17 protein-coding genes are annotated in these 21699 nt (G+C 36.5%); 13 read left to right on the top strand and 4 right to left on the bottom strand.

Annotation, left to right across the window (positions count from 1 at the left end; genetic code table 11):
- The first annotated feature begins 12 nt into the window (after positions 1-12).
- The 9 genes from M030_RS0112435 (at position 13) to polA (ending at position 10027) form a co-directional block, all read left to right on the top strand.
- On the top strand, positions 13-1287 hold the full coding sequence (locus tag M030_RS0112435; RefSeq protein ID WP_027373798.1) for a PAAR-like protein: 1275 nt from the start codon (positions 13-15) through the stop codon (positions 1285-1287).
- Positions 1288-1318: 31 nt separating this feature from the next.
- A complete protein-coding gene (locus tag M030_RS0112430) occupies positions 1319-2206 on the top strand; it encodes an ankyrin repeat domain-containing protein (protein ID WP_227533159.1) in 888 nt (295 codons plus the stop codon).
- A 71-nt stretch (positions 2207-2277) separates the two neighbouring features.
- Entirely contained in the window at positions 2278-2580 is a 303-nt protein-coding gene (locus tag M030_RS0112425; RefSeq protein ID WP_027373796.1) for an ankyrin repeat domain-containing protein, read from the top strand.
- A 40-nt stretch (positions 2581-2620) separates the two neighbouring features.
- Positions 2621-3061: a hypothetical protein gene (locus M030_RS0112420; RefSeq protein ID WP_027373795.1), complete on the top strand. Its 441-nt coding sequence runs from the start codon at positions 2621-2623 to the stop codon at positions 3059-3061.
- Between the two features lie 45 nt (positions 3062-3106).
- Positions 3107-4192, top strand: a complete 1086-nt coding sequence (locus M030_RS0112415) for a LysM peptidoglycan-binding domain-containing protein (protein WP_027373794.1) — start codon at positions 3107-3109, stop codon at positions 4190-4192.
- Positions 4179-4859 carry a hypothetical protein gene (locus M030_RS0112410; protein ID WP_027373793.1) on the top strand — a complete coding sequence of 227 codons (681 nt, stop codon included), beginning with the start codon at positions 4179-4181 and terminating at the stop codon, positions 4857-4859. Before M030_RS0112415 ends, M030_RS0112410 begins: the two co-directional genes overlap by 14 nt.
- Positions 4860-4872: 13 nt before the next feature.
- Positions 4873-6210, top strand: a complete 1338-nt coding sequence (locus M030_RS0112405) for a hypothetical protein (RefSeq protein WP_027373792.1) — start codon at positions 4873-4875, stop codon at positions 6208-6210.
- Between the two features lie 402 nt (positions 6211-6612).
- Positions 6613-7026, top strand: coding sequence for a type VI secretion system tube protein TssD (gene tssD, locus M030_RS0112400; RefSeq protein ID WP_027373791.1), 414 nt, complete (start codon positions 6613-6615; stop codon positions 7024-7026).
- Between the two features lie 166 nt (positions 7027-7192).
- Positions 7193-10027, top strand: a complete 2835-nt coding sequence (gene polA / locus M030_RS0112395; protein ID WP_027373790.1) for a DNA polymerase I — start codon at positions 7193-7195, stop codon at positions 10025-10027.
- A gap of 101 nt (positions 10028-10128) precedes the next feature.
- Here polA and M030_RS0112390 read toward each other — a convergent pair whose 3' ends face one another.
- Entirely contained in the window at positions 10129-10854 is a 726-nt protein-coding gene (locus M030_RS0112390) for a hypothetical protein (protein ID WP_027373789.1), read from the bottom strand.
- 578 nt (positions 10855-11432) lie between these two features.
- A complete protein-coding gene (locus M030_RS0112380; protein WP_027373788.1) occupies positions 11433-11831 on the bottom strand; it encodes an immunity 22 family protein in 399 nt (132 codons plus the stop codon).
- Between the two features lie 183 nt (positions 11832-12014).
- Between M030_RS0112380 and M030_RS0112375 the strand changes: the two genes are divergently transcribed.
- Positions 12015-12662, top strand: coding sequence for an MgtC/SapB family protein (locus tag M030_RS0112375; RefSeq protein WP_027373787.1), 648 nt, complete (start codon positions 12015-12017; stop codon positions 12660-12662).
- Positions 12663-12691: 29 nt separating this feature from the next.
- On the opposite strand, the gene M030_RS0112370 is transcribed toward M030_RS0112375, so the two are convergent.
- The gene (locus M030_RS0112370) at positions 12692-13180 is read right to left on the bottom strand and encodes a copper resistance protein NlpE (RefSeq protein ID WP_027373786.1); all 489 of its coding nucleotides are present in this window, start codon (positions 13178-13180) and stop codon (positions 12692-12694) included.
- 283 nt (positions 13181-13463) lie between these two features.
- Between M030_RS0112370 and M030_RS0112360 the strand changes: the two genes are divergently transcribed.
- The 3 genes from M030_RS0112360 (at position 13464) to M030_RS0112350 (ending at position 17744) form a co-directional block, all read left to right on the top strand.
- Positions 13464-15602 (top strand): S46 family peptidase, encoded by a 2139-nt coding sequence (locus M030_RS0112360; protein WP_027373785.1) that lies wholly within the window; start codon positions 13464-13466, stop codon positions 15600-15602.
- 70 nt (positions 15603-15672) lie between these two features.
- A complete protein-coding gene (locus M030_RS24940; protein ID WP_027373784.1) occupies positions 15673-16671 on the top strand; it encodes a polysaccharide deacetylase family protein in 999 nt (332 codons plus the stop codon).
- A complete protein-coding gene (locus tag M030_RS0112350; RefSeq protein ID WP_027373783.1) occupies positions 16668-17744 on the top strand; it encodes a GNAT family N-acetyltransferase in 1077 nt (358 codons plus the stop codon). The genes M030_RS24940 and M030_RS0112350 overlap by 4 nt, the downstream gene beginning before the upstream one ends.
- Before the next feature lie 50 nt (positions 17745-17794).
- Here M030_RS0112350 and M030_RS0112345 read toward each other — a convergent pair whose 3' ends face one another.
- Positions 17795-20662: a M16 family metallopeptidase gene (locus M030_RS0112345; RefSeq protein ID WP_027373782.1), complete on the bottom strand. Its 2868-nt coding sequence runs from the start codon at positions 20660-20662 to the stop codon at positions 17795-17797.
- Positions 20663-21699 lie beyond the last annotated feature (1037 nt).

Genomic DNA, 21699 nt, shown 5'->3' with positions numbered 1-21699 from the left:
ATCAGTATCATTATGAGCGAATTATATATAGCACAGGGAACCCCGCTTATCTGCAGTAAAGGCAGAAGACTCATAGGAATTGGAGTGAGCTCACAGTCTACAGTACATCTGAAGAGTGGAGCAAAGCTGATGGCTACAGAAGATGATCGTTTTAAGGATAACTTTATATGTCCTCAAATGATGATGGCCGGAGCTTTAGCCGGAGTTGCTGTTGCAGCAGCTTTTTCCGGAGGGCTTTTTGTTTTGGCAGCAGCTGCCTGGGCAGGAAGTGCACTTATTGATGATTGCCTCAATATCTGTTCCTTTCTTTGCAAAGGTAGTGATTGGAAAAATACTCACCCGAAAGTAAAAATTGAAAATAAAAAACCTTTATTGCAAAACTCCAGTTTACATTGTTTTCTGGGAGGTGAGGTTACATTTCATTTACCAATTGCCCAGCTGAAGGAAGCTTCTACCGCCAGCAAAATGGCCAAAGATTCGTATAATGATGAATACAAAGACAAAAAGGGACATGATATCAAAATAGATGGGTATACCCGCATTGATACCAGTGATCAAAGCCAACTAGATAAGTTATTTGGTTCTGGAAAGCTTACTCCAGAGGATTTTAATACCAACAAAGACGATGGCTTTTATTCTTCCCTATATTATAAAGATACAGGTGATAAAAATACAAGTGAGTATTTTGTAGCTTTCAGAGGTTCTGAACCGAAAGGGATGCAGTTTTATCATGACTGGTTTATTGAGGATGGGGGACAGGCTTTTGGTTTTGATACTCCACAAATAGAAAAAACAAGAGCACTTGCTGAAAAAATGGATGGGGCTACAAATAAAAAAGTAAAATTTACCGGACATTCACTCGGAGGAGGAAACAGTGCCATGGCTTCCTATTATACAGGGCGTCCTGGCTATACCTTTAATGCAAGAGGCGTTCATAAAAATACCTTAAATTACCTCGATAAGAAAGGAGCGGTAAAATCAACTTCAAATATTTTTAACTATAGTACAAGCAATGATATTCTTAACGGATTACAAAATAACAGAGAAGGGCTGCTTTCGACATTAGCCATATCAAGAATTCCGGGACTGAACAAGCTTGCAATTTTTGGAGGTCTTACAGGAGCTGTTCCACGTGCTTTAGGCCAACAGCATGAAATCTTCGGCTATATTGAAGACAATGAGGGGTTGGGAATTAAAACTATAGGTAGCGGGCATAGCGCCTATGATGATGCATTTCAGGCGATGTTGGGTACAATCAATACAGATGTTATAGCTAATAATATATAATATGAAATCAACTATTTTAATAATATTTTCCATGATGACAATTTTTTCATGTTCAGATTTTGGGCTAAGATCCCGTAAAAAAGAGAATAGAGCTGAATATCCTCCTGCAAAGATGTTTAAAGGAGACGGTTTACTGGCTGCACAAAAAATGTTTGATGGAGATCTTAGCGGGATGGAGCAGGTTATCAAAGAAAAGAAAATAGATATCAATACATTGCAGGAAGAAACAGGATATACATTACTCATGTATGCTTCTATTATTGAAAATCTGAATGCGATGGAAAAACTTTTGGAATTAGGAGCAGATCCCAATATTATAGTTCCAAATGAAGGTCTGGAATCACCTTTAAACCATGCTGTGGCACTCAACAATTATGAAATGCTTCAATTGCTTTTTAAATATAAAGCCAATCCGAATCCTGAATTGGGACATTCTCCATTATCAAAAGCCATGCTGCTGGGAGGGACTGACACTACTGAAAAGAAAATGATTGATTACCTACTTCAAAATGGAGCAGATATCAATAACATCTCTTTTAACGGAAGTAATATCATGGAGGATGCAATAAGAGATGATCTGAATACAGCAGAGTATTTTCTCAGCAAAGGAGGACAGCCTAAAATTAAGAACACCAATCTTTGTCCGATGGCCAATTATATTGAATATAAAGAAAACCAAAAAAATGAAGGTAATCTGCCAGACTCTCCTTACTATCAAAAGCTGTTTGGAATCAAAAAACAATTAATTGATAAATATAAAGTAACCTTTCCTTACCGGAATGATACAATAGCAGAGGCTAAGCTAAGAATCCAACTCTATGAAAAGCTAAATCCTAAAGATAAAATATCTGTTAATTTTAATAAAAATTATGGTGAAAGCCGTTACCAAGATGATTTAGCTATTGTGAAAGGACGATAAAAGCAAGGTGAAGTAATTACAGAAAAAGGAACATTAAGATGAGAAAATCAACTATTTTAATAATATTTTCCATGATGATACTTTTTTCCTGTTCAGATTTTGGGTTAAGATCCCATAAAAAACAGAATAGAGAACAATATCCTCCTCAAAAATTATTTGAAGGAATTCAGCTTCAGGCTGCACAAAAAATATTTGATGAAGACAATTCTGGATTAGAAAACATGATTAATACTCAGCCTGAAATAATTAATCAGCTAAGTGAAAAGAAGGGGTATACCTTGTTTCTTTATGCTACTATGCTCGAAAATATAAAAGGAATGGAAGTTTTGTTACAAAAAGGAGCCGACCCCAATATTTACCCCAGATCTTTTTAGTTCTCCGGTTTCGCAGGCAGTAGGTACTAATAATTATGAAATGTTAAATGTATTATTGAAATACAAAGCAAAACTTAATCCGGCAATTGGGGTTAGCCCTCTGAGTGACGCAATGTTATTGGGAGGCGAAGGCACAGAAAGAAAAATGATAGACTACTTGTTGGAACATGGTGCAAATATTAATCATGTATCGTATGATGGAGGTAATATAATGGAAAATGCTGCCAGAGATGATTTGAAATTAGCTATTTATTTTTTAGAAAAAGGTGGACAACCTAAAATAAAAGGAACAGAATTATGTCCTATGGCCAGATATATTCAGTTTGAGGAAGAAAATCAAAGAAAGCATAATAAAACGGAAAATTTAAATGAAATATTAGCATTTAAGAAACAATTAATTGAAAAATATAACGTTCAGTTTAATAAAAACTATGGTGAAAATCTTTTTCAGGAAGATTTGAAAAGAGAGAAAGGTACATGACGTAAGATATAATAAAATCCATCAACCAGAGGTTAATCAACAATAATGAATTTCATACAATATAAAATACAAAAAAAAGATACCTTACAAACTATCGCAGAAAAACAACAAATTTCAGTAAAGGAGCTTGTGGATTTTCATAATCAACATTCCGGTATGACGGGCGTTATTATAGGAAATGCGTTGCCGATTCATCTGGAGCATATTATTGTCAGTAAAGAGCATATAAAAAAGCAAAAAGTAAAAAGCATAAAAGAAGGCGATAAGGTTATTTTTAATCAAAAAGCAAGATATCGTTGTGTACAGGTTAATACAACCAGTATTAATGGTGAGATAGCCCAGTTTGTAGAACAAAAATTTCAATATCTTCTTAAGATGGATACCGTTAATCAACTGGGATCTGTGAAAAGGGAAGATTACTTAAAAAAGATGACCCCTTCCGTGATGTTGGATGTGCTTGATTTCATTGCAGAAACTGATCATATAAAACATAATACCCTTTTTACATTGGATGAGAAAGGGAAAATAAATACCATCCTCAACAGGAGAGAGTTAAATGAAAATTGGATGGCATATAAAAAGCAAAAACTCCACCATAACCCATTTATCATAGAACTCGCCAAAACGAATGCAGATGCGGTTCAGGAGCTTATTAAGTTAGGAGATGCCCAGTTTTCTCAGAAAGCTTCTAATGAAGAAGAATATAGAAAAGACTTTTTTTATTTTACTTGTTTTAATCAATATATTCTCAATGATCATTTGGAGACCAGTCATTTTGATTTTCTCTCCACAGTGGTGCCGCCTAATGTAGTGCCTCTTAGCTTGAGATATGATAAGGTTTCTGAACAAAACGATAAACTTACCATCAGAATGATTGCCGAATATCAGTTAACCAAAGAATTGGAAGAAAAGATTATCAGCCAATATAATGTTTTACATCGACCAAGCATAGGTTTTAGTTACACTCAATATAAATTGATTTTCCGCTCTACCATTGAAATAGATACCCAAACCAGGTTGGTGAAAACAGCCACTGTAAAGATGAAAGAATCAATTGCTGATAATATCGAAAACGAATGCAATTATACTATAAAACAACTTGAAAACTATACCCCGGATGAAGGAAACTAGGAATTTTCAATTTGATGGTGTTGATGCCAAAACCGAATGGAAAATAGGATTGATACTGGCAGTCCCCGCATTAGCTGTATTCTTTCTTGTAATGTATGTGTCAGAATTTTACTTACCTAAAACCTATTTTTTATACCCTGTTTTACTAGCTTCAGTTTTAACAATAGTAATAAGTATCCTGATATTAAAATTACTAAGTGGAACTATAAAAGAAAAAAAATGGAATATTAATATTGATGACAAGGTGCTTGAAATCACCTATAAAAATATAAAAAAAGCGATCCCGTTAACGGATATCAGATCCATTAAAAATCTGGGAAATGTAGGTTTCAGATATCTTACAATAATAACACATCAGGAAACAATTAAAATAAGAGTTGGGAATACAGGTTTTGTGCCGTTTTCAACTCAAAAGGATCTTGAAATCTTTGACGATTTTGTAGAATATCTCAGACCTTTTTTAGATGAAAATTTTAATAAAAAAGAACTTAAGAATAAAATCAATACTCAGGTATTTCCCAACTATGGAGTATATGTCGTGAAATCTGAAGAGATTAAATACAGTATTATAAACAGATTGAAACCCTGGCAAATCATGATTATCTTCCTTGGCGGTGGCTTTTTACTGTTGATTTTACTATTTACACAACTTGAAAAATATTGGTAAAAAAATATAGGTTATGGCAGTTTATTTACCTGAAAAAGTATATGCAGTATGTACTAATCAAATGAATCCCGATCCAAGGCAGCTTTTATTGAGTGATTTAAGAGAATCATTTGCACGAACCGTGAAGTTCGGAGCCGAAGATAAAGTTTTTCTCGTCAAAATTGATAAAAAACTGAGTGAGGATTTTAAATGTAAGTCCAACTGGAGCACCGGTGCAGGAATGGTAGCATTAGGAGCCGGTGTAGGAGTCGGACTTGGAATTGCGGCTGTATGTTTAACAGTACCCGTGGCAGGCTGGATTGTGGGAGGAGCTATCGCCGTTGGTGCAGTTATCTGGGGACTTTTTAAAATGGCTCAAAGGCCGTCATGCAGTGAGATGATTGGATTTGAGGAAAGCCAATGGACTTTACATCATACAACCGTAAAATTTGATAGTCGTAAAGTAGAAGTTAAAGATCTTCATTTAGCACTGACTAAAAACTCTATGCTAACCTGCAAAGAAGGGGGAGTCGTACTTCCTTTCATCAATAAAGCAGATGCCATGAAAGCGGCAGATACTATTGCAGGTAACAATAAAACTGAATTCTGGACCAACGTTGCAGGAGGATTTTTAACCGGAGCCTTACTTGGTTTCGGAATGGGGGTGGCATTACCTGCAGGTGCAAGTTTAACATGGGTGCAAGGTACCATACATGCTGTAACTCAGGGATTAATATTTGGTGCATGGATTCCTATTGGCCAATTCGTCATTACTCCGCTGGCTGGTAAATTCGGTACGGGGGTAAATTCAGCACAGGCCAATGGAGATAGCTATAAAGATGTTAAAGGTGCTCAGCAAAGTACTGATGATCCAATAATTCCTACTGATAACTGGGATCTTTGGAGCCCGATAAAAGATGGTCGTGATATCAGAAAGAAACTAGCTGAAAATAAAGCTTCAAAGGCTGATCTTGAAAAATTCGATAAAGGGATTGCTGAGGCTAAAAAACAAGGAACCTATTCATTAAAAAATAATCCGGACTTGAGAGAGATGTTTGAAAGAATGAAGGCTGGAGAGTTTGGGAAGGAACTTAAGGAGCAGGTGAGCAACAAGAGCGGCAATTTTAGAGGAAAGGTTAATGAAAAAAATGCAAATAAATCTGCTCAAGCCCATTCAGAAAAGGCAAACCTTTCCATTAGTGAGAATAACAAAGCAAATATAAGAAGCGGAGCCACTTCAACTGCAGGAATTTTAACCTTAATTGCTCCTTTTGTAGCCAGCTATTTTTCCGAAAGAGCAATAAGACTGGCAGCAGAAGGCTTCACAAATGATGTTACCAAAGGAGCTACTGTAAAGGCAACAGATGCTTAATATATCAATACCAGTACTATTATATAGATAAAAAAGAAATCACTTTCAGAATGTTCAGTAATGTTCTCATGAACAGCTTTAACCGTATCTGCAAAGTTTAAAGCTGTACAAATTATTGATAAAATTATAATCTTGTTTAAACACTTTTTTCATATTATATTTCCCAAATTCGTGTAATAGTTAAAATTTTACTCTAATTTTTCATTTGGGGTTAAAGTGTTTATTTATAATGATTTATCATTTCACACAACACTATTGTCGTAGAATTACGACAAGAAATCGTAGAACTACTACAATTTTTCAGATTTACGTTCAAAAGCTTTTTTTTCAAATTCAATGACTCTATCTTTGTTATATAATTATCGAACAACAATTTATTACTAACGATTAAAATTTACAATCATGGCAGAAAGAAATTCAAGAGGAATCTTAAAATTCAACGGAGGAGAAGGGCAGAAACTGTTAAAAATGAACTACAGTGTATCAAGATCTACAGACGTTTCAGGACGTGTAGCATCAGACCCTTCTAACGCATTAATCAAAGTGACAGTAGAAGCTACTGAAAAATCAGACATTCTTGAAAGCTTACTAAACGGTAAATACAAGCCGACAAAAGGAGAAATTACATTCAACAAATCTCACGAAGAAGGAACATTGATCACTTTGAACTGGGAAAACGGATACGTAATTCAACACGAAGTAGACTTCGACGCTGTGGATAGCAACAGCATGCTGATCAGCTTTGTGGTAAGTGCTGAAACAATTGACTATGGAACTTCTCAGTATATGGGATTATGGCCTTCTTCAGGTAAATAAGCCAAGTCAAACTAAAAATAGAGCAGTATGCCCGGAAGGGTATACTGCTTTTTTATGACAAAACATCAGGAAATTTTAAAACGCTCCCGTCCCTCGATACTCAAACTCGGTCCTCAGACTGCCTACTTTTATTCCTATTTTATTATCTTTGTTCATTATTGAAAATATGGACGCAACACAAGATAAAAGGCTGTTTCTCATCGATGCTTATGCGATGATTTTCAGAGGATATTACGCACTGATAAGAAATCCGAGACTAACGAGCAAAGGATTAGATACTTCTGCTATTTTTGGGTTTACCAACTCTTTGATCGAATTGATCAGAAGAGAAAAACCGACTCATCTGGCAGTCGTTTTTGATGTGGGGCAGGCAAGTGTAAGAACTGAAGATTTTGCAGATTATAAAGCCAACAGAAGTGAAACTCCTGAAGCCATTAAAATTGCCATTCCATACATTCATAAAATCCTGCAAGCAATGCATATTCCCATTCTGGGAGTAGAAGGTTATGAGGCAGATGACGTCATCGGTACCATTGCCTGTAAAGCAGAAAAAGAAGGATATACCACATTTATGGTAACTCCTGATAAAGACTTTGCACAGCTGGTTACAGATAAAATCAAGATTTATAAACCTGGATTAAAAGGGGGAGATATAGAAATTCTGGGGGTAGATGAGGTAAAGGCAAAATATGAAATTGAAGACCCAAAACAGGTGATAGACTTCCTGGCTATGATGGGGGATGCAGTCGATAATATCCCCGGATTGGAAGGTGTAGGAGAAAAAACAGCCATGAAATTCCTGAAAGAATTCGGAAATATTGAAACCTTACTGGCCAATACCGATAAACTGAAAGGAAAACTGAAAGAAAAAGTAGAAGCTTCTGCAGAACGCGGTATTTTGTCTAAAAAACTCGCGACAATTATCTGTGATGCTCCTATAGAATTTCATCAGGAGCAGTACGATCTTGAAACTCCTGACTTTGAAAAAGTAAAAGAAGTCTTTGACGAAATAGAATTCAGAAGACTCTACGAAAATCTGTACAGGGCTTTTGCACCAGCACCAACGGAAACAATTGTGGTAAGTGAAGTGGAAGTAAAACAAACTCCTGCCGGTACGGAAGTGAAAGGGCAGGTGATGCAGCTCGATCTTTTTGCTAATTTTGAAGAACTTGATCAGGCTACTTCTACAAAATCGTCGATTGAACATAACGATCATCTTTACCAGTTTATTAACAATCCAAAAGCTCAGAAAAAATTAGTAGCCAATCTCCTGCAACAAAAAGTAGTTTGTTTTGATACCGAAACAACCTCATTAAACGAATTGGAAGCAGAGCTGGTAGGAATGAGTTTTTCGTATAAAAAAGGTCTTGCCTATTATATTCCTTTGTCTGAAGACAGGGCTGAGGTATTGCAGACCCTTGAAATTTTCAGACCGTTTTTTGAAAAAGAAGATCTGCTGAAAATTGCCCATAATTTAAAGTTTGATTATAAAGTCTTAAAGCAATACGATATTACCGTTAAAGGAGCCATGTTTGATACCATGATTGCCCATTATTTGCTGAATCCGGACGGAAGACACGGCATGGATTACCTTTCAGAGATATATCTGAACTACAAACCGGTATCCATCGAGACCATTATTGGTAAAAAAGGGAAAAAGCAGGGTAGCTTCAGAGATGCAGATCTTAGAACACAAACTGACTATGCAGCAGAAGATGCCGATATCACTTTCCAGTTATACGAGCTGTTTGCACCCCAACTGAAAAAAGAAAACCTTGAAGAGCTTTTCTATACTATTGAAATGCCTTTGATGGAAGTTCTTGCGAAAATGGAACTGGCCGGAATTTCCCTTGACGAAAAATGGCTGGCACAGGAAAGTATTGATCTGGAAAACGATCTTAAACAATTGGAAGCCACCATTTTTGAACTTTCAGGAGAAGAATTTAATATGAATTCACCTAAACAGTTAGGCGAAATTCTGTTTGAAAAAATGCAGCTTGACCCGAAAGCAAAGAAAACAAAAACAGGACAATATGCCACTTCGGAAGATGTGCTTCAGAAACTGTCTTCAAAACATGAAATCATCAAGCATATCCTGGAGTACAGAACCTACCAGAAATTAAAATCAACCTATGTGGATGCTTTGCCTTCACAGATTGATAAAAAGGATAACAGGGTACATACCAACTTCTCACAGACCACCGCGGCAACAGGCCGTTTGGCTAGTGTAAATCCTAACCTGCAGAATATTCCGATCAGAACATTGAGAGGTCAGCAGATTCGTGGAGCGTTCGTTTCAGGAGAAGGAAACAAAATCATTTCTGCCGATTACTCACAAATTGAACTTCGTCTTATCGCTGAAATTTCCGGTGAAGAAAATATGATTAAAGCTTTCCAGGATGGAGAAGATATTCACGCTTCCACTGCTGCTAAATTATTTAAAATTCCGTTGGAAGAAGTATCCAAAACACAGAGAAGCCAGGCCAAGACTGTAAACTTCGGGATCATCTACGGACAGGGAGCTTTTGCCCTGGCAGAACAAACCGGATTATCCCGTACCGAAGCCAAACAAATGATCGAAGCCTATTTTGAAACCTATCCGAAACTGAAAGAATATATGGCTGAGCAGGTAAGCAAGGCCCGTCAGTTAGGTTATGTGGAAACCATTTTAGGAAGAAAAAGACATTTAAAGGATATCAATTCCAATAATTTTGTGGTAAGAGGTCATGCTGAAAGAAATGCTGTAAACGCCCCTGTCCAGGGAAGTGCTGCAGATGTAGTGAAATTAGCTATGATTAAAATCGACAGAGAACTGGAAGAACAACAGCTGAAGACTAAAATGTTACTTCAGGTACATGATGAATTGGTCTTTGAATCTCCGGTTGACGAAATTGAAACGGCTTCAGCTTTGATCAGAAAAGAAATGGAAAGTGCTTTGGAAACACAGGTTCCTTTATTGGTTGAAATTGGAGTGGGGAATAACTGGTTAGAAGCCCATTAGTAAAACGATACCATACTTAATAACAAAAAACTTCCGCTATTGTAAGCGGAAGTTTTTTTATTGGGTTTACTTATAAATTTTTGAAGCTTTACTGACCTGTTTCAATCAATGGATATAGAATGATAAACCTTTCTTATAATATCTTCGGGAGAAGCTTTTTCAAATAAATAGCTTTCTTTTTTCACCTTAAAAGTCTTGGTGGTAGAAGGCGTATTTTCTTCCATCGTATTGACGGTTTCCTGTGTAAGCTTACCTTTTAAAGGTTCATAATTTAAAGCAGAGTGAGACCCTGCACCCATATTATAAGTCTCGATGTAGGTGAGAATAAGTTTTCCGTTGATATATTTGAATGTACTGAATTGATTTCCGTTGGGGCCGATATCATATAAATTAATGTGTAAATTGCCTTGGTCAATACTGATGTCTTCAGTGTCATGCATCTTATAGCCTGCTTCGTTGTACTCGTCAGGAAATACTTTTTCAGAAGCTATATCCAATCGGTAAGTTTTATCATTATTTTTTAAGAGAATAAGCACTTTTCTTTTAGCCAGGGTATCGGATTTCTTTCGTAGCACTAAAACTTTATCGGTAAGCTCATCATGATTGAGATCACCTTCGGCTTCATATTGAATTTCCTCATCTTTAGTGATAAAATCTAATGGTTCTTTCCCGGTTTTAAAAGTTTCCTGTTGAGATTCTCTGTTTTGTAAAGAGTCATTTTTTGCTTCTTTAGAGATGTGGTTTTGAGGATGGGTTGCTTTTTTATCCTTATCACAGGAATTGATCACAAAAAAAGATAAGATTAGAATAGAAATGATTTTTTTCAAGGGTTATTTATTTAGTATAAATCTAGCTTTTATTTCGTTATAATGGAGCAATAAAATACACATGCTTCCTGATAGAATGGCCGGAAAAAGAGATAAAGACAAAGTGTAATACATTTCCGATTTAAAATCATAGCTACTCCAGGAAGATTCCCGGTCGACAAAAATAGAATAGTTTAAGAAGAACCAGGTCACGATCAGTAATAAAAACTCAATACTGACCTTGATAGCAGCGCTTTTTATGAAAGAAAGTACCGAAAAAATAATGGATAGGAGCATGCCTGAAAAAAATGATATCCATACTGCATCTTCAAAAAAACTGCATTCAAGGCAGCCGCTTGACATATGACCGGAAAGCCGGCCCATAGACCAATAGATTTCAGCACATGTTATAACGAAAATAATAATCGTGCTGAGGAAAAATTTCTTTGTAAAGTGAAAGAGTTTTTGGTATTCTGGTTTTTTATTCAAGGTATTGTTTTCTATGGCTTAATTTAGAGGTCTAGCGTGTTATGTAAGAAAAATACCCTGCTGTCATTGAAATCATGCAACAAGGTATTTTTAGGTGTATTTGATGATGATTAGACGTTGAATTCGATCTCACCGATATAGTACAGTTTATTTTCCTCACCGTCTACAGAAACGGGGTTAGGAATAACAAACCTGCTGGCAAAAATAATAGCGTTCACAGGAGTATCCAGGCTAAGCTCATTAAGTTTCTGCTCCAGAACAGGAAGCCATTCATCAGCATAAGAATATTCTGAAAATTTTTCATAAAGTCCCAGTCTTTCATCTTCAAATCCGTATTCTATAAAATCATCGTCAAACCATTTGATATTTTGTGACTCGGCAAATTTTGAGACATACTGGTCCTCGGTTTCTTCTTCCATATAATAACTTTCATCCTCTTCTACAAAGTCATAAAAGTCCTCTTCATTTTTAAAATATCCTAACCAGAAGTGTGAAATTTCTTTATCCATGGGGAAATATATTGATTGTTTTAATTTTTTCTTGATTAACTTTCTACACCGATGTGTATTCAGACTGTAATATTACGAAAGTTTTCACGTAAATAAAATCTTCCTGTCATGAACAAAGCATGATCATGCAGACAGGAGATCAATTTTTTTATCGTAAATTTAGTCTGGGTTAAATAAAAAACTATGGAGTTTCTTCAGGATCATTACGTTGTTAAAAACGAACTTTTTTTGATATTTATTTCTGTTATTCTGGGCTTGCTGATTGGTGCAGAGCGCGAATACCGTAATAAATCTGCCGGTCTTCGGACTTTTATTTTAGTTTGTTTCGGTTCGTGCCTTTTTACCATTCTCTCCCTTAAAATCGGAATTGCAAATCCTGACCGCCTGGCTGCCAATATCATTACCGGAATTGGTTTTTTGGGAGCTGGAGTTATCTTTAAAGGAGAAAACAAAATTGAAGGTATTACAACCGCAACTACTATCTGGGCGACAGCATCTATAGGAATGGCTGTAGGTTCGGGGTATGTATATTTTTCCCTTTTAGGAACTGCTCTGGTATTGATTATTCTGAGTGCTCTTACCTATTTGCAGAGTTTTATAGACAATTATCATAAAATCCGGGAATACAGAATCTCATTCACATCTTCAGCCGATGTAAAGCATTGTGAAGAAATTTTCAAAAAATACCATTTAGCGTTTATAATGATCAAACAACAATACACTCAGGGGAACCTGACGGTTATCTGGAGGCTTACCGGCAAAACAGAACATCATGAAGAACTGATGAAGAATCTGGTTGATGATCCTAAAATCATAGCCTATCAATTTTGACAAAAAAATAAAGGCCGAAGCCTTTATTCTTATTTTTTCTTGAAAATATATAAATCCTTGTTAGGACCTGTAATTTCTTTTCCTTCCATATCAAGTTGGTAAAGGGCATTTTCCCCTACTTTATATTTGTAGTTGGCTGTTTTACCCTTCAAAGTGATGATACTTCCTGTCGCATCCCATGAAAAAGATCCTTTATCCTGGGTTTTAGAATTTCTGTCAAGGTATTCCTCGCTAATGCTGAAAGTCTTATCCTTATTAAGCGTTAAGGAAGTTTTGATTCCCGGGCAATCTGCACAAGGAACCACTGCTTCGTAGGTACCGTCCCAGTCAAGAGCATTTTCGGAAGTGTCACCTATCGCACTGGTGACTGGCTGGGCTGTACTGTCTGGTGCTGGCTGAATAGCCGGTACTATGGAATCCGTTGTAGCCACGGTTGTTTCGGTAGTTTTTTCTTTTTTAGAACAAGAAGCCAGAAGTAAAGCAGCTCCGATTCCTACAATAAACATGGTGTTTTTCATCGTAATAATTAATTTAAATATGTTTTTAATCTAACTACCAGAAATCAAATATTACGCCAAGGAGCCTGAAAGTTTAAAACTCGGGAAAACCGGATCGAAGTCATGAAAAAGTAGCAATATTCCTACATGAAAAAATACAGAGAAATGAAATGAATGTCTTTCATCAACAAGCTCCGAAATAAATTCTTCATTTTCCATTTTCAGATTTTCATTTTCAACTTTAGATCGCTTTTATAAAGCCTATTCTTATTTTTCTTCGTAAATTCGGGCAAAATTTTTGATTATGACAAAAAAGATACTTTTATCCGTATTTCTTTTGCCGGCTGCAATGGCATTTGCACAACAATATGGAGGAATGTGGATTCCTACAGAACTGAATGAAAAAGAAATGAAGGATATGGGAATGAAAATCTCTGCCAAAGATATTTTCAATACCCAGAAACCAAGCATTAAAGATGCTGTAGTACAGTTTAACGGTGGATGTACAGCGGAAATAATCTCCCCAAAAGGACTTTTATTAACCAACCATCACTGTGGTTTCGGACAGATCCAGGCACATTCTACAGTGCAGAATGACCTTCTGTCAAACGGTTTTTGGGCTAAAAATACAAGTGGAGAACTTCCGAATCCGGGCGTAAAAGTAGATTTTATTGTAGACATAAAAGAAGTGACTGATCCTGTTTTGGAAGGAACGGATAACCTTACAGAACCTGAACTGACTAAAAAAATCAACAATAATATCGAGGTTTATAAGAATTCTCAGAAAATTGAATCTTATCAATCGATTCTGGTAAAGCCAATGTACTATGGAAACAAGTATTATGCATATACCATCGAAACATATAAAGACATTCGTCTTGTAGGAGCTCCGCCTCAAAGTATCGGAAAATTCGGAAGTGATACAGACAACTGGGTTTGGCCAAGACATACCGGAGATTTTTCAATGTTCAGAATCTATGCGGGTAAAGACAACAAACCGGCAGAATATTCAAAAGACAATGTACCGTACGTACCAAAACATTATTTACCGGTCTCTATAAAAGATAAAAACGAAAACGATTTTACTTTTGTATTTGGATTCCCTGGGAAAACTACAGAATACCTTCCTGCTGTAGCAGTGGAGAAAATCATGAAGGATATCGACCCTGCGAGAATTGCTGTACGTGATGTAGCTTTAAAAACATTAGATGAAAAAATGCGTGCAGATAACGAAACACGTATCAAATATGCTTCTAAATATGCTTCAGTAGCCAATTACTGGAAAAAATGGATCGGTGAAGTAGAAGGATTGAAAAAGTCCAATGCAGTCGAGAAAAAAGTGATGTACGAAGGATCTTTAGTTGCAAAAAATTCACAGATCAAAACTACATTGGATCAGCTGAATAAGCTTTACAATGATCAGGCTCCCTATGCATTAAACAATGCCTACTACACAGAAGTGGTAAAAAATGCTGAAACATTAAAGCTGGCAGGTGACTATTATGACTTCATTGCTTCCGTAGAAGCCGGAAGAATGGATGAAAAGGAACTTTCAAAATTAAAAAAGAAATTAACTTCTTTCTATAAAGATTACAGCGCAGAGCTTGATGCCAAAGTAACTGCAAAATTACTGGCATTATATGCTAATAAAACAGCTCCACAGTTTTTACCGGCAGGTTTCAACAAGTATAAAGATGAAAATGCCAATATTCCTGTTGTAGAAGATATGTCTAAAAATTCGATCATCACAGGAAGAACTGCTGTAAATGGTGCTGCAGTAACTGCTGATATCGATAAAGCATTTTCTAATCAGGATAAATTGATCAAGACGTTAAAGAAAGATCCTGTTTTCCAGTTGTATGTTTCCATGAAAGACACCTATATGAAAGCTGCTGACCCACAGTATACTTCAATGCAGGCAAAAATCGATGCACTTCAGAAGAAATTTATGGCACAGCAAATGGAAACTGATAAAGACAGAAAGTTCTTTCCGGATGCCAACTCAACCCTTCGTGTGACATACGGAAAGGTGAAAGGTTCAAGCCCGAGAGATGCTGTTTCTTACGGTTACCAGACACACCTGGCTGGAGTTATGGAAAAATATATTCCGGGAGATTACGAGTTTGACGTTCCCAAAAAACTTATCGATCTTTATAATAAAAAAGACTACGGGATCTATAAAGATAAAACCGGTGATGTTCCCGTAGGATTTACCGCTACCAACCATACAACAGGAGGAAATTCAGGAAGCCCGGCGCTTGATGCTAACGGTAACCTTGTAGGCCTAAACTTCGACAGACAATGGGAAGGAACGATGAGTGATATTAATTATGATCCGCGTTTCAGCAGAAACATTATGGTAGATACCAAATATATTCTTTTCGTCATCGAAAAATTTGCCGACTCAAAATGGCTGGTTGATGAAATGAAGATTGTAAAATAAATATTAAAATTTATACCTTTAAGAATCTATTTAAATTTATTTTGAATAGATTCTTTTTTATTTTAATAGGATGAAAGACAGACTCATCAATTTAATGGCAGCTATTGAACATGATAATATCGGGAAAACTTTTCCGCTGGATTATTGTCTGCCCCTTTATCATACTGTTTCTGATGCAGATCTTCCCCATATCAAACATATCATTCAATATAAGAATACGGCACAGTTTGAGCAGGATCTGGATTATTTTTCGAAATACTTTCAATGGGTAGACTGGAACGAATTCAAACACCATGGTAACAGGAATTTCAGTTCAAAGAAAAAAATTGCCTTACTTACCTTCGATGATGGGTTCCGGGAGTTTTATGATGTGGTGGCCCCTGTTTTAGAACGTAAAGGAATTTATGCCTGTAACTTTATAAATCCGGCTTTCATAGATAACCGGGATATGATGTTCCGATGCAAAGCCAGCATTCTTGTTGATAGGATACAAAATATGAAAAACCCGGATCCGGAAGTATATCATCTGCTATCCCTTAAAAATCATTCAAAGGAAGCATTACAGCAACGTATTTTGAATGTAAAGTACAGAGAAAAAGATATGCTGGATAGGCTTGGAACAAAACTGGATATTGATTTTAAAAAATACTCAGCAGAAAATAAACCTTATCTGAGTACGGAAGAATTAAAAAAATTGACCCGCAAAGGTTTCGGCATATCGTCCCATAGCTGGGATCATCCCAAATACGGGGATTTGTCATTGGAACAACAGATGGAAACCACCGACAAGACTTTCGCTTATTTAAAAGAAAATGGGTTTCTTTATGAGACATTTGCATTTCCTTTTACTGATTTTCAGGTGAAAAAAAAATTTTTTGACGAGCTCTTTAAAAATGAAGAAATATACTGTAGCTTTGGATGTGCCGGGGTAAAGCTCGACACCGTACAAAATAATTTTCAAAGGATTCCCATGGAAATGGGGGAGAGTGGAGCAAAAATTTTGAAGAAGGAAATAGCTTATTTCAAAATGAAAAAGCTGATCCGTAAAAATACGATAGAAAGAAAATGATGCAACTGAAAACATTCAACAGAAAAGAACTGGAAGACTTTATATCATCCGGTGATTTCGAGCAATATGATTTTCTTCCCATTACCAGACATCGTGCGGTATCCCAGATTAATAATCCAAAAGCATCAGACGACCAGACTTTACTCATTCTGGCTTTTGATGATGAGAAACTCATAGGATATGTTGGATGTTTTCCAGATTATTTTATCGTTGATGGTAAAACAGTCCGTTACGCCTGGCTCAGCACACTCTACGCCAACCCCGCATTCAGGAAAAAAAGACCGGCAAAGGCTCTTCTGAAAAGGGTTTTTGAAGAATATGAAGGACGGATTGTAATCACCGAGTTTACAAGAGAAGCAGAAGCATTGTATAATATTGCGGGAGCTTTTGACTATGTTTTTCCGAAAGAAGGAAAGCGGTATTACTTCAGAACAGACGCCGCAACTATAATTCCTGAGAAAAATCCTGGGACCCAAAAATACAAACCTTTCTTTAAGGTCCTGGATGCTTTTGCCAATTTTTTCATCTCCGCAAAGAACGTACTGATTAAAAAGCCTGACTTTCATTATGAAATTCTTAGTTCGGCCGATCAGGAAAGCGTAGATTTTATCAATGAATTCCCCAGCCACCGTACCGCCGAAGAAATTAATGTTTTTATAGAAAACCCATGGGTATTGGAAGGAGATAAAGACGACAGATATCTCTTCTCAAGCTATGCCAGGACTTTTAGGTTTTTCTGGGTAAAAATTTTTGATGAAAATAATAAACTTACCACATGTTTTCTGCTTCAGCTCCGTGATGGATATCTAAAAATACCGTACCTGTTTACCCAAACAGATCAAAGCAGAATCATCCGTTTCTTAAACTATTTTATTGTGAAAAATAAAGTGAAAGCTCTGACAAGCTATCACACAGAACTCAACGAAGCGATAAAAGGTTCTAAAACATTTCCTACAATTCATGAACGCAGTTTTAAGAGGGAGTATCTCTTTCATCAACAATTGCTCAGGGATCTTCCGAAGGATTTTAATCCCTACTACCAGGACGGGGATGGAGACTGTATGATGACATAATCACTGTAGAAGGTAAAAAAAATCCGCCCAATGTTGAGCGGATTGTATGTTTAGTGTCCGAAGATATCTTTTAAACTTACCTCTGTGAATGTTCCCATTTTATTCACAGCGTCCATATTCAGGTTTTCTTTTTTACCAATAATGGCGGTATTAAAATGTACTGACTGAATGTCTTTCTGATAGAATTCTTTAAGATCCTCAAATTTCAGATCTTGAATCTGCTCGTAGATATCTTTTCGGAAATCATGATCAATATTCAGTTTCTTCAGTCTTAAAGTATTGAAAAATATATTGTTTCGCGTTACCCTCGTTGAGGCAATCTGCTTTAAGGCAGCATTTTTGGCATTTTCAAACTGGATAGTCACTTCAGGAATCTCATTCATCAGTTCGTTCAAAGTATCTACGGCAATCATCAGCTTGTCCGGCTGGGTGCCGATATAAGTGGTAATATAATCCGGATGCTTTAATTCTGAATTGGCAGCATAAGAAACATAGGCAGAATAAGCAAGACTCTTACTCTCACGGATCTCCTGGAAGACAATGGAAGATAATCCTCTGCCGAAATATTCATTGAAAACATTGATTTTTCCAAAGTCTGAAGGATTCACCAGATGTCCTTTCCCTATTTTGCTCATTTCCATTTGAACCATATCATAGTTGATAAAATAAACATTCCCTCCTGTGTCAGGTTCAGGGTATTGTTTGGGTTCCGGAATTTGAAGACTTTCATTCTCAGTGTATTTACCAATATATCCTTTAAATCCTTCAAAATCTTTTCCATAGAAAAAGATCTGATAAGGATAACTGAAAAGGTTTTTCATCCGGTCGGTAAATACTTCAGCTTTACTGTTTTCAAGTTCTTCTTTAGATATAACATCCGTAAAACGGGAGTAACTTCCTAACTTTGTATAATTCGTCAGGGCGGTCATGATACGGTTTTTATCTTTTTTAATAGCTTGTCTGTTTTCCAGGACGGTTCCTACAAATTGTCTGTAAACCTCCTGATCAGGCTGTACATTATGCATCCAGCTTTGCAGGAGCTCAATACCTTTTTCAATATTTTCTTCCAATCCGCTTAATGTGATAAGAAGCTGGTCGTTGGTCGTTTTAAAATCATTGCTGATCCCGATCTTGAAAAACTCTTTTTTCAACTCTTCAGGCGAAAGACGATCAGTACCCAGATATTGAAGCAGCTGGGTTGAGATTCCTAAATCTCTGTCATGATCGCTTCCGAAAGGGAAAATGAAATGCACCTGGGCAATATCATTATATTTATTTTTAACAAAGCTTATCTTTTTACCCTTGATCGTATCCGTAGCAATCTCCTTTTGATAGTCAATGAATTCAGGTTTTATATCCTCAGTTTTTTCCGTTACTATTTCACTTAAAAACGCTGACTGGGCCTCACGGTTGATTTTCACAGGAGTAATACCGGGATTTTCAACCCTTACAAGTTTATCATTAACGCCTTTCTCTTTATTGACAACGACGTAATTTTCCTTAAAAAATTCGTTGGCAAAAGCAATGACATCATCTTTGGTAAAACTTGCATATTCATCCATTTCGTTCAGTTCCTGTTCCCAGGTTCTTCCTTTGATATACGTATCGTAAAGATTAGTAGCAAGGCCATCAGCCGTTTCAAGTCCTTTCATCCGTTGAAGCTTAAAATCATTGATGATCGCAGGGAGCATCCAATCCGGAAAATCCCCTTTTTTGATCAGTTCAATTTCTTCAAGAACCATTTCTCTGGCTTCCTCCAGGCTTTGTGTTTCTTTTGGAACAGCTACAATAGAAAAATACCCGTATTGCTTTAGCCCGACGGAAAAGGCCTGTGCCCAAAGCATTTTTTGTGTCTGGTTGATGTGAAGATCCAATAAACCGGCTTCACCTCTGTTGCTGAGAATATTGGCAACAACGTCTGCAAGCATCGCTTCACGGGTACCATAGCTGTCAGTCCTCCATGCCAGTTGAACACGTGGAGTAGTAGGGCTTTTTACCGTTCTTTCTACAATCTCTGTCATTGGTGATTCAATGACCGGTGTTTTAGCTGGAAGTTCTTTATAGGGTAAAGCCCCGAAATATTGATCTATTAATAAGATGGTTTCTTCAAAATCAAGATCACCTACCAATACCATTGCATAGTTATTAGGAACATAATATTCGTTAAAATACTTGTGAATAGCCTTCATTGATGGGTTTTTCAAGTGCTCCGGTTTCCCTAATGTTGTTTGTTGCCCGTTGGGGTGAGTCGGGAAAAGAGCGGCCATCAGTTCATAATTCACAAGTCTTGTGTCATTATCCTGCGCCCTGTTGAATTCTTCATATACCGATTCCAGTTCAGTGTGGAAAAGACGGAGTACAATTTCAGAAAATCTTTCTTTTTCTATTTTTAACCATTTTTCAAGCTCATTATTCGGAATATTGTTTTTATAAACCGTTTCGTCAAACCATGTATGGGCATTGGTTCCGCTTGCCCCCAAAGATGAAATTGTTTTATCATATTCGTTCGCAATGGCATACTGGCTGGCTTCCTGGGAAACTTCATCTATTTTTTTATAGATTTCTTTCTTTTTTTCAGGGTTTTGCTCTGCCTTATGCTGCTCATATAGCTCGGAGATCTGATCCAGAAGTTCACTTTCTTTCTTCCAGTTTTGAGTCCCGATTTTAGAAGTTCCCTTAAACATCATATGCTCAAGATAATGAGCAAGTCCGGTGTTATCTGCCGGGTCATTATTACTTCCCGTTCTTACAGGAATGAAGGTTTGTATCCTTGGAGCATCAGAATTCTGGGCAAGAAAAACTTTGAGACCATTTTTCAATGTATAGATTCTTACCTTATTTTCATCTTGGGTTACTGTAATATATTCGTATTGATTAGTATCTGTATGAACTGTTTCTTTGTATTTTCTGTCTATCATATAAACTCATTTCATCCCATATAAAATCCGGAATGCTTTACAAATGTAAGCAATCATAAAAAAAGTTCCTTGTTTTTTATCATTATTACATCTATTATCCCGGTTGAAAACTTAAATCAGTACATTTAAAAGATATCCATCTCCCAATCGAAAAAGAGTAGTTGTTCTTAATATGTTCAATCTTTTAACCTTTCAGCTTTAACCTCACTCATGCTCCTGTCATCGCATAGTACAGCCAAAATCATGTATACTATCATATTCTATATAGTAAAACCATACATATATAATAATATAATTCGTCATCATCTTTGCAGTTCATTTTAGTGGTAAAAATGTTATTCCATAGGAGCGGGCTTTAGCCTGCTTAATAAATAAGTCCTTTTCCGAGGCTTTAGCCCAAACGTAAAACCTTTCCAAGACCATCCTCACGAAACTTATCGCCCCATACAGCCCTGCTCTCGCTATACTATATAATAAAGTATAACCATCTGCGCCAACCGGCAAGAATAACGTGATATTTTATCCATTTCCTCTTTATCCCTTTTCCTTCTTATATATATGTACCCAAAATTTCCCCTTCCAACCCCATTTTCCCTGCTATTTTCGAGCCCTTCCGCATTCCGGCGTCTCCCTTCAAACATTTGTTTAAAATTTTTCTCCCTGCCTTCCAGTCGTTTACCCTCCAATATTACAATAAAGTAAAATTTATGTTACATAAACTTGCGGGGTATTGAGGAAGTCTCTATCTTTGCCCCACTGAAAAACGAAAGATATTCAGTAAGCGCAGAAGGGCTTTAAATAAGCAAAAACAAAATACTCTTAAAAAGAAACAGACGAAAAAAACTTCAAAACTTTTTACAAAAAAAGTTGCCGGTTAAAAAAGAGTTTGTATCTTTGCAGTCCCAATTAGAGGGAGCGCAGGAGTAGAGTGATTAAGGTGATGAGAAGGGTTTAGGGTTACACAATAAACTTTAAATTTTCTTCAAAAAACATTTGGTCAATTCAAAATAAAGTTTTACTTTTGCACTCGCAAATAC

It is taken from the genome of Chryseobacterium sp. UNC8MFCol (assembly GCF_000482305.1).
In the GTDB taxonomy this organism is placed as follows: domain Bacteria; phylum Bacteroidota; class Bacteroidia; order Flavobacteriales; family Weeksellaceae; genus Chryseobacterium; species Chryseobacterium indologenes.
The sequence above is the reverse complement of the archived record's forward strand: the minus strand, read 5'-3'. Positions and strand labels throughout refer to the sequence as shown.

Coding starts and splice junctions, on each gene's coding strand:
- M030_RS0112420 (WP_027373795.1), top strand. CDS start 2,621: ATGTTAAATGTATTATTGAAATACAAAGCAAAACTTAATCCGGCAATT.
- M030_RS0112410 (WP_027373793.1), top strand. CDS start 4,179: ATGAAGGAAACTAGGAATTTTCAATTTGATGGTGTTGATGCCAAAACC.
- M030_RS0112380 (WP_027373788.1), bottom strand. CDS start 11,831: ATGGATAAAGAAATTTCACACTTCTGGTTAGGATATTTTAAAAATGAA.
- M030_RS0112360 (WP_027373785.1), top strand. CDS start 13,464: ATGACAAAAAAGATACTTTTATCCGTATTTCTTTTGCCGGCTGCAATG.
- M030_RS0112430 (WP_227533159.1), top strand. CDS start 1,319: ATGATGACAATTTTTTCATGTTCAGATTTTGGGCTAAGATCCCGTAAA.
- M030_RS0112375 (WP_027373787.1), top strand. CDS start 12,015: ATGGAGTTTCTTCAGGATCATTACGTTGTTAAAAACGAACTTTTTTTG.
- M030_RS0112435 (WP_027373798.1), top strand. CDS start 13: ATGAGCGAATTATATATAGCACAGGGAACCCCGCTTATCTGCAGTAAA.
- polA (WP_027373790.1), top strand. CDS start 7,193: ATGGACGCAACACAAGATAAAAGGCTGTTTCTCATCGATGCTTATGCG.
- M030_RS0112425 (WP_027373796.1), top strand. CDS start 2,278: ATGATGATACTTTTTTCCTGTTCAGATTTTGGGTTAAGATCCCATAAA.
- M030_RS0112415 (WP_027373794.1), top strand. CDS start 3,107: ATGAATTTCATACAATATAAAATACAAAAAAAAGATACCTTACAAACT.
- M030_RS0112345 (WP_027373782.1), bottom strand. CDS start 20,662: ATGATAGACAGAAAATACAAAGAAACAGTTCATACAGATACTAATCAA.
- M030_RS0112405 (WP_027373792.1), top strand. CDS start 4,873: ATGGCAGTTTATTTACCTGAAAAAGTATATGCAGTATGTACTAATCAA.
- M030_RS24940 (WP_027373784.1), top strand. CDS start 15,673: ATGAAAGACAGACTCATCAATTTAATGGCAGCTATTGAACATGATAAT.
- M030_RS0112370 (WP_027373786.1), bottom strand. CDS start 13,180: ATGAAAAACACCATGTTTATTGTAGGAATCGGAGCTGCTTTACTTCTG.
- tssD (WP_027373791.1), top strand. CDS start 6,613: ATGGCAGAAAGAAATTCAAGAGGAATCTTAAAATTCAACGGAGGAGAA.
- M030_RS0112350 (WP_027373783.1), top strand. CDS start 16,668: ATGATGCAACTGAAAACATTCAACAGAAAAGAACTGGAAGACTTTATA.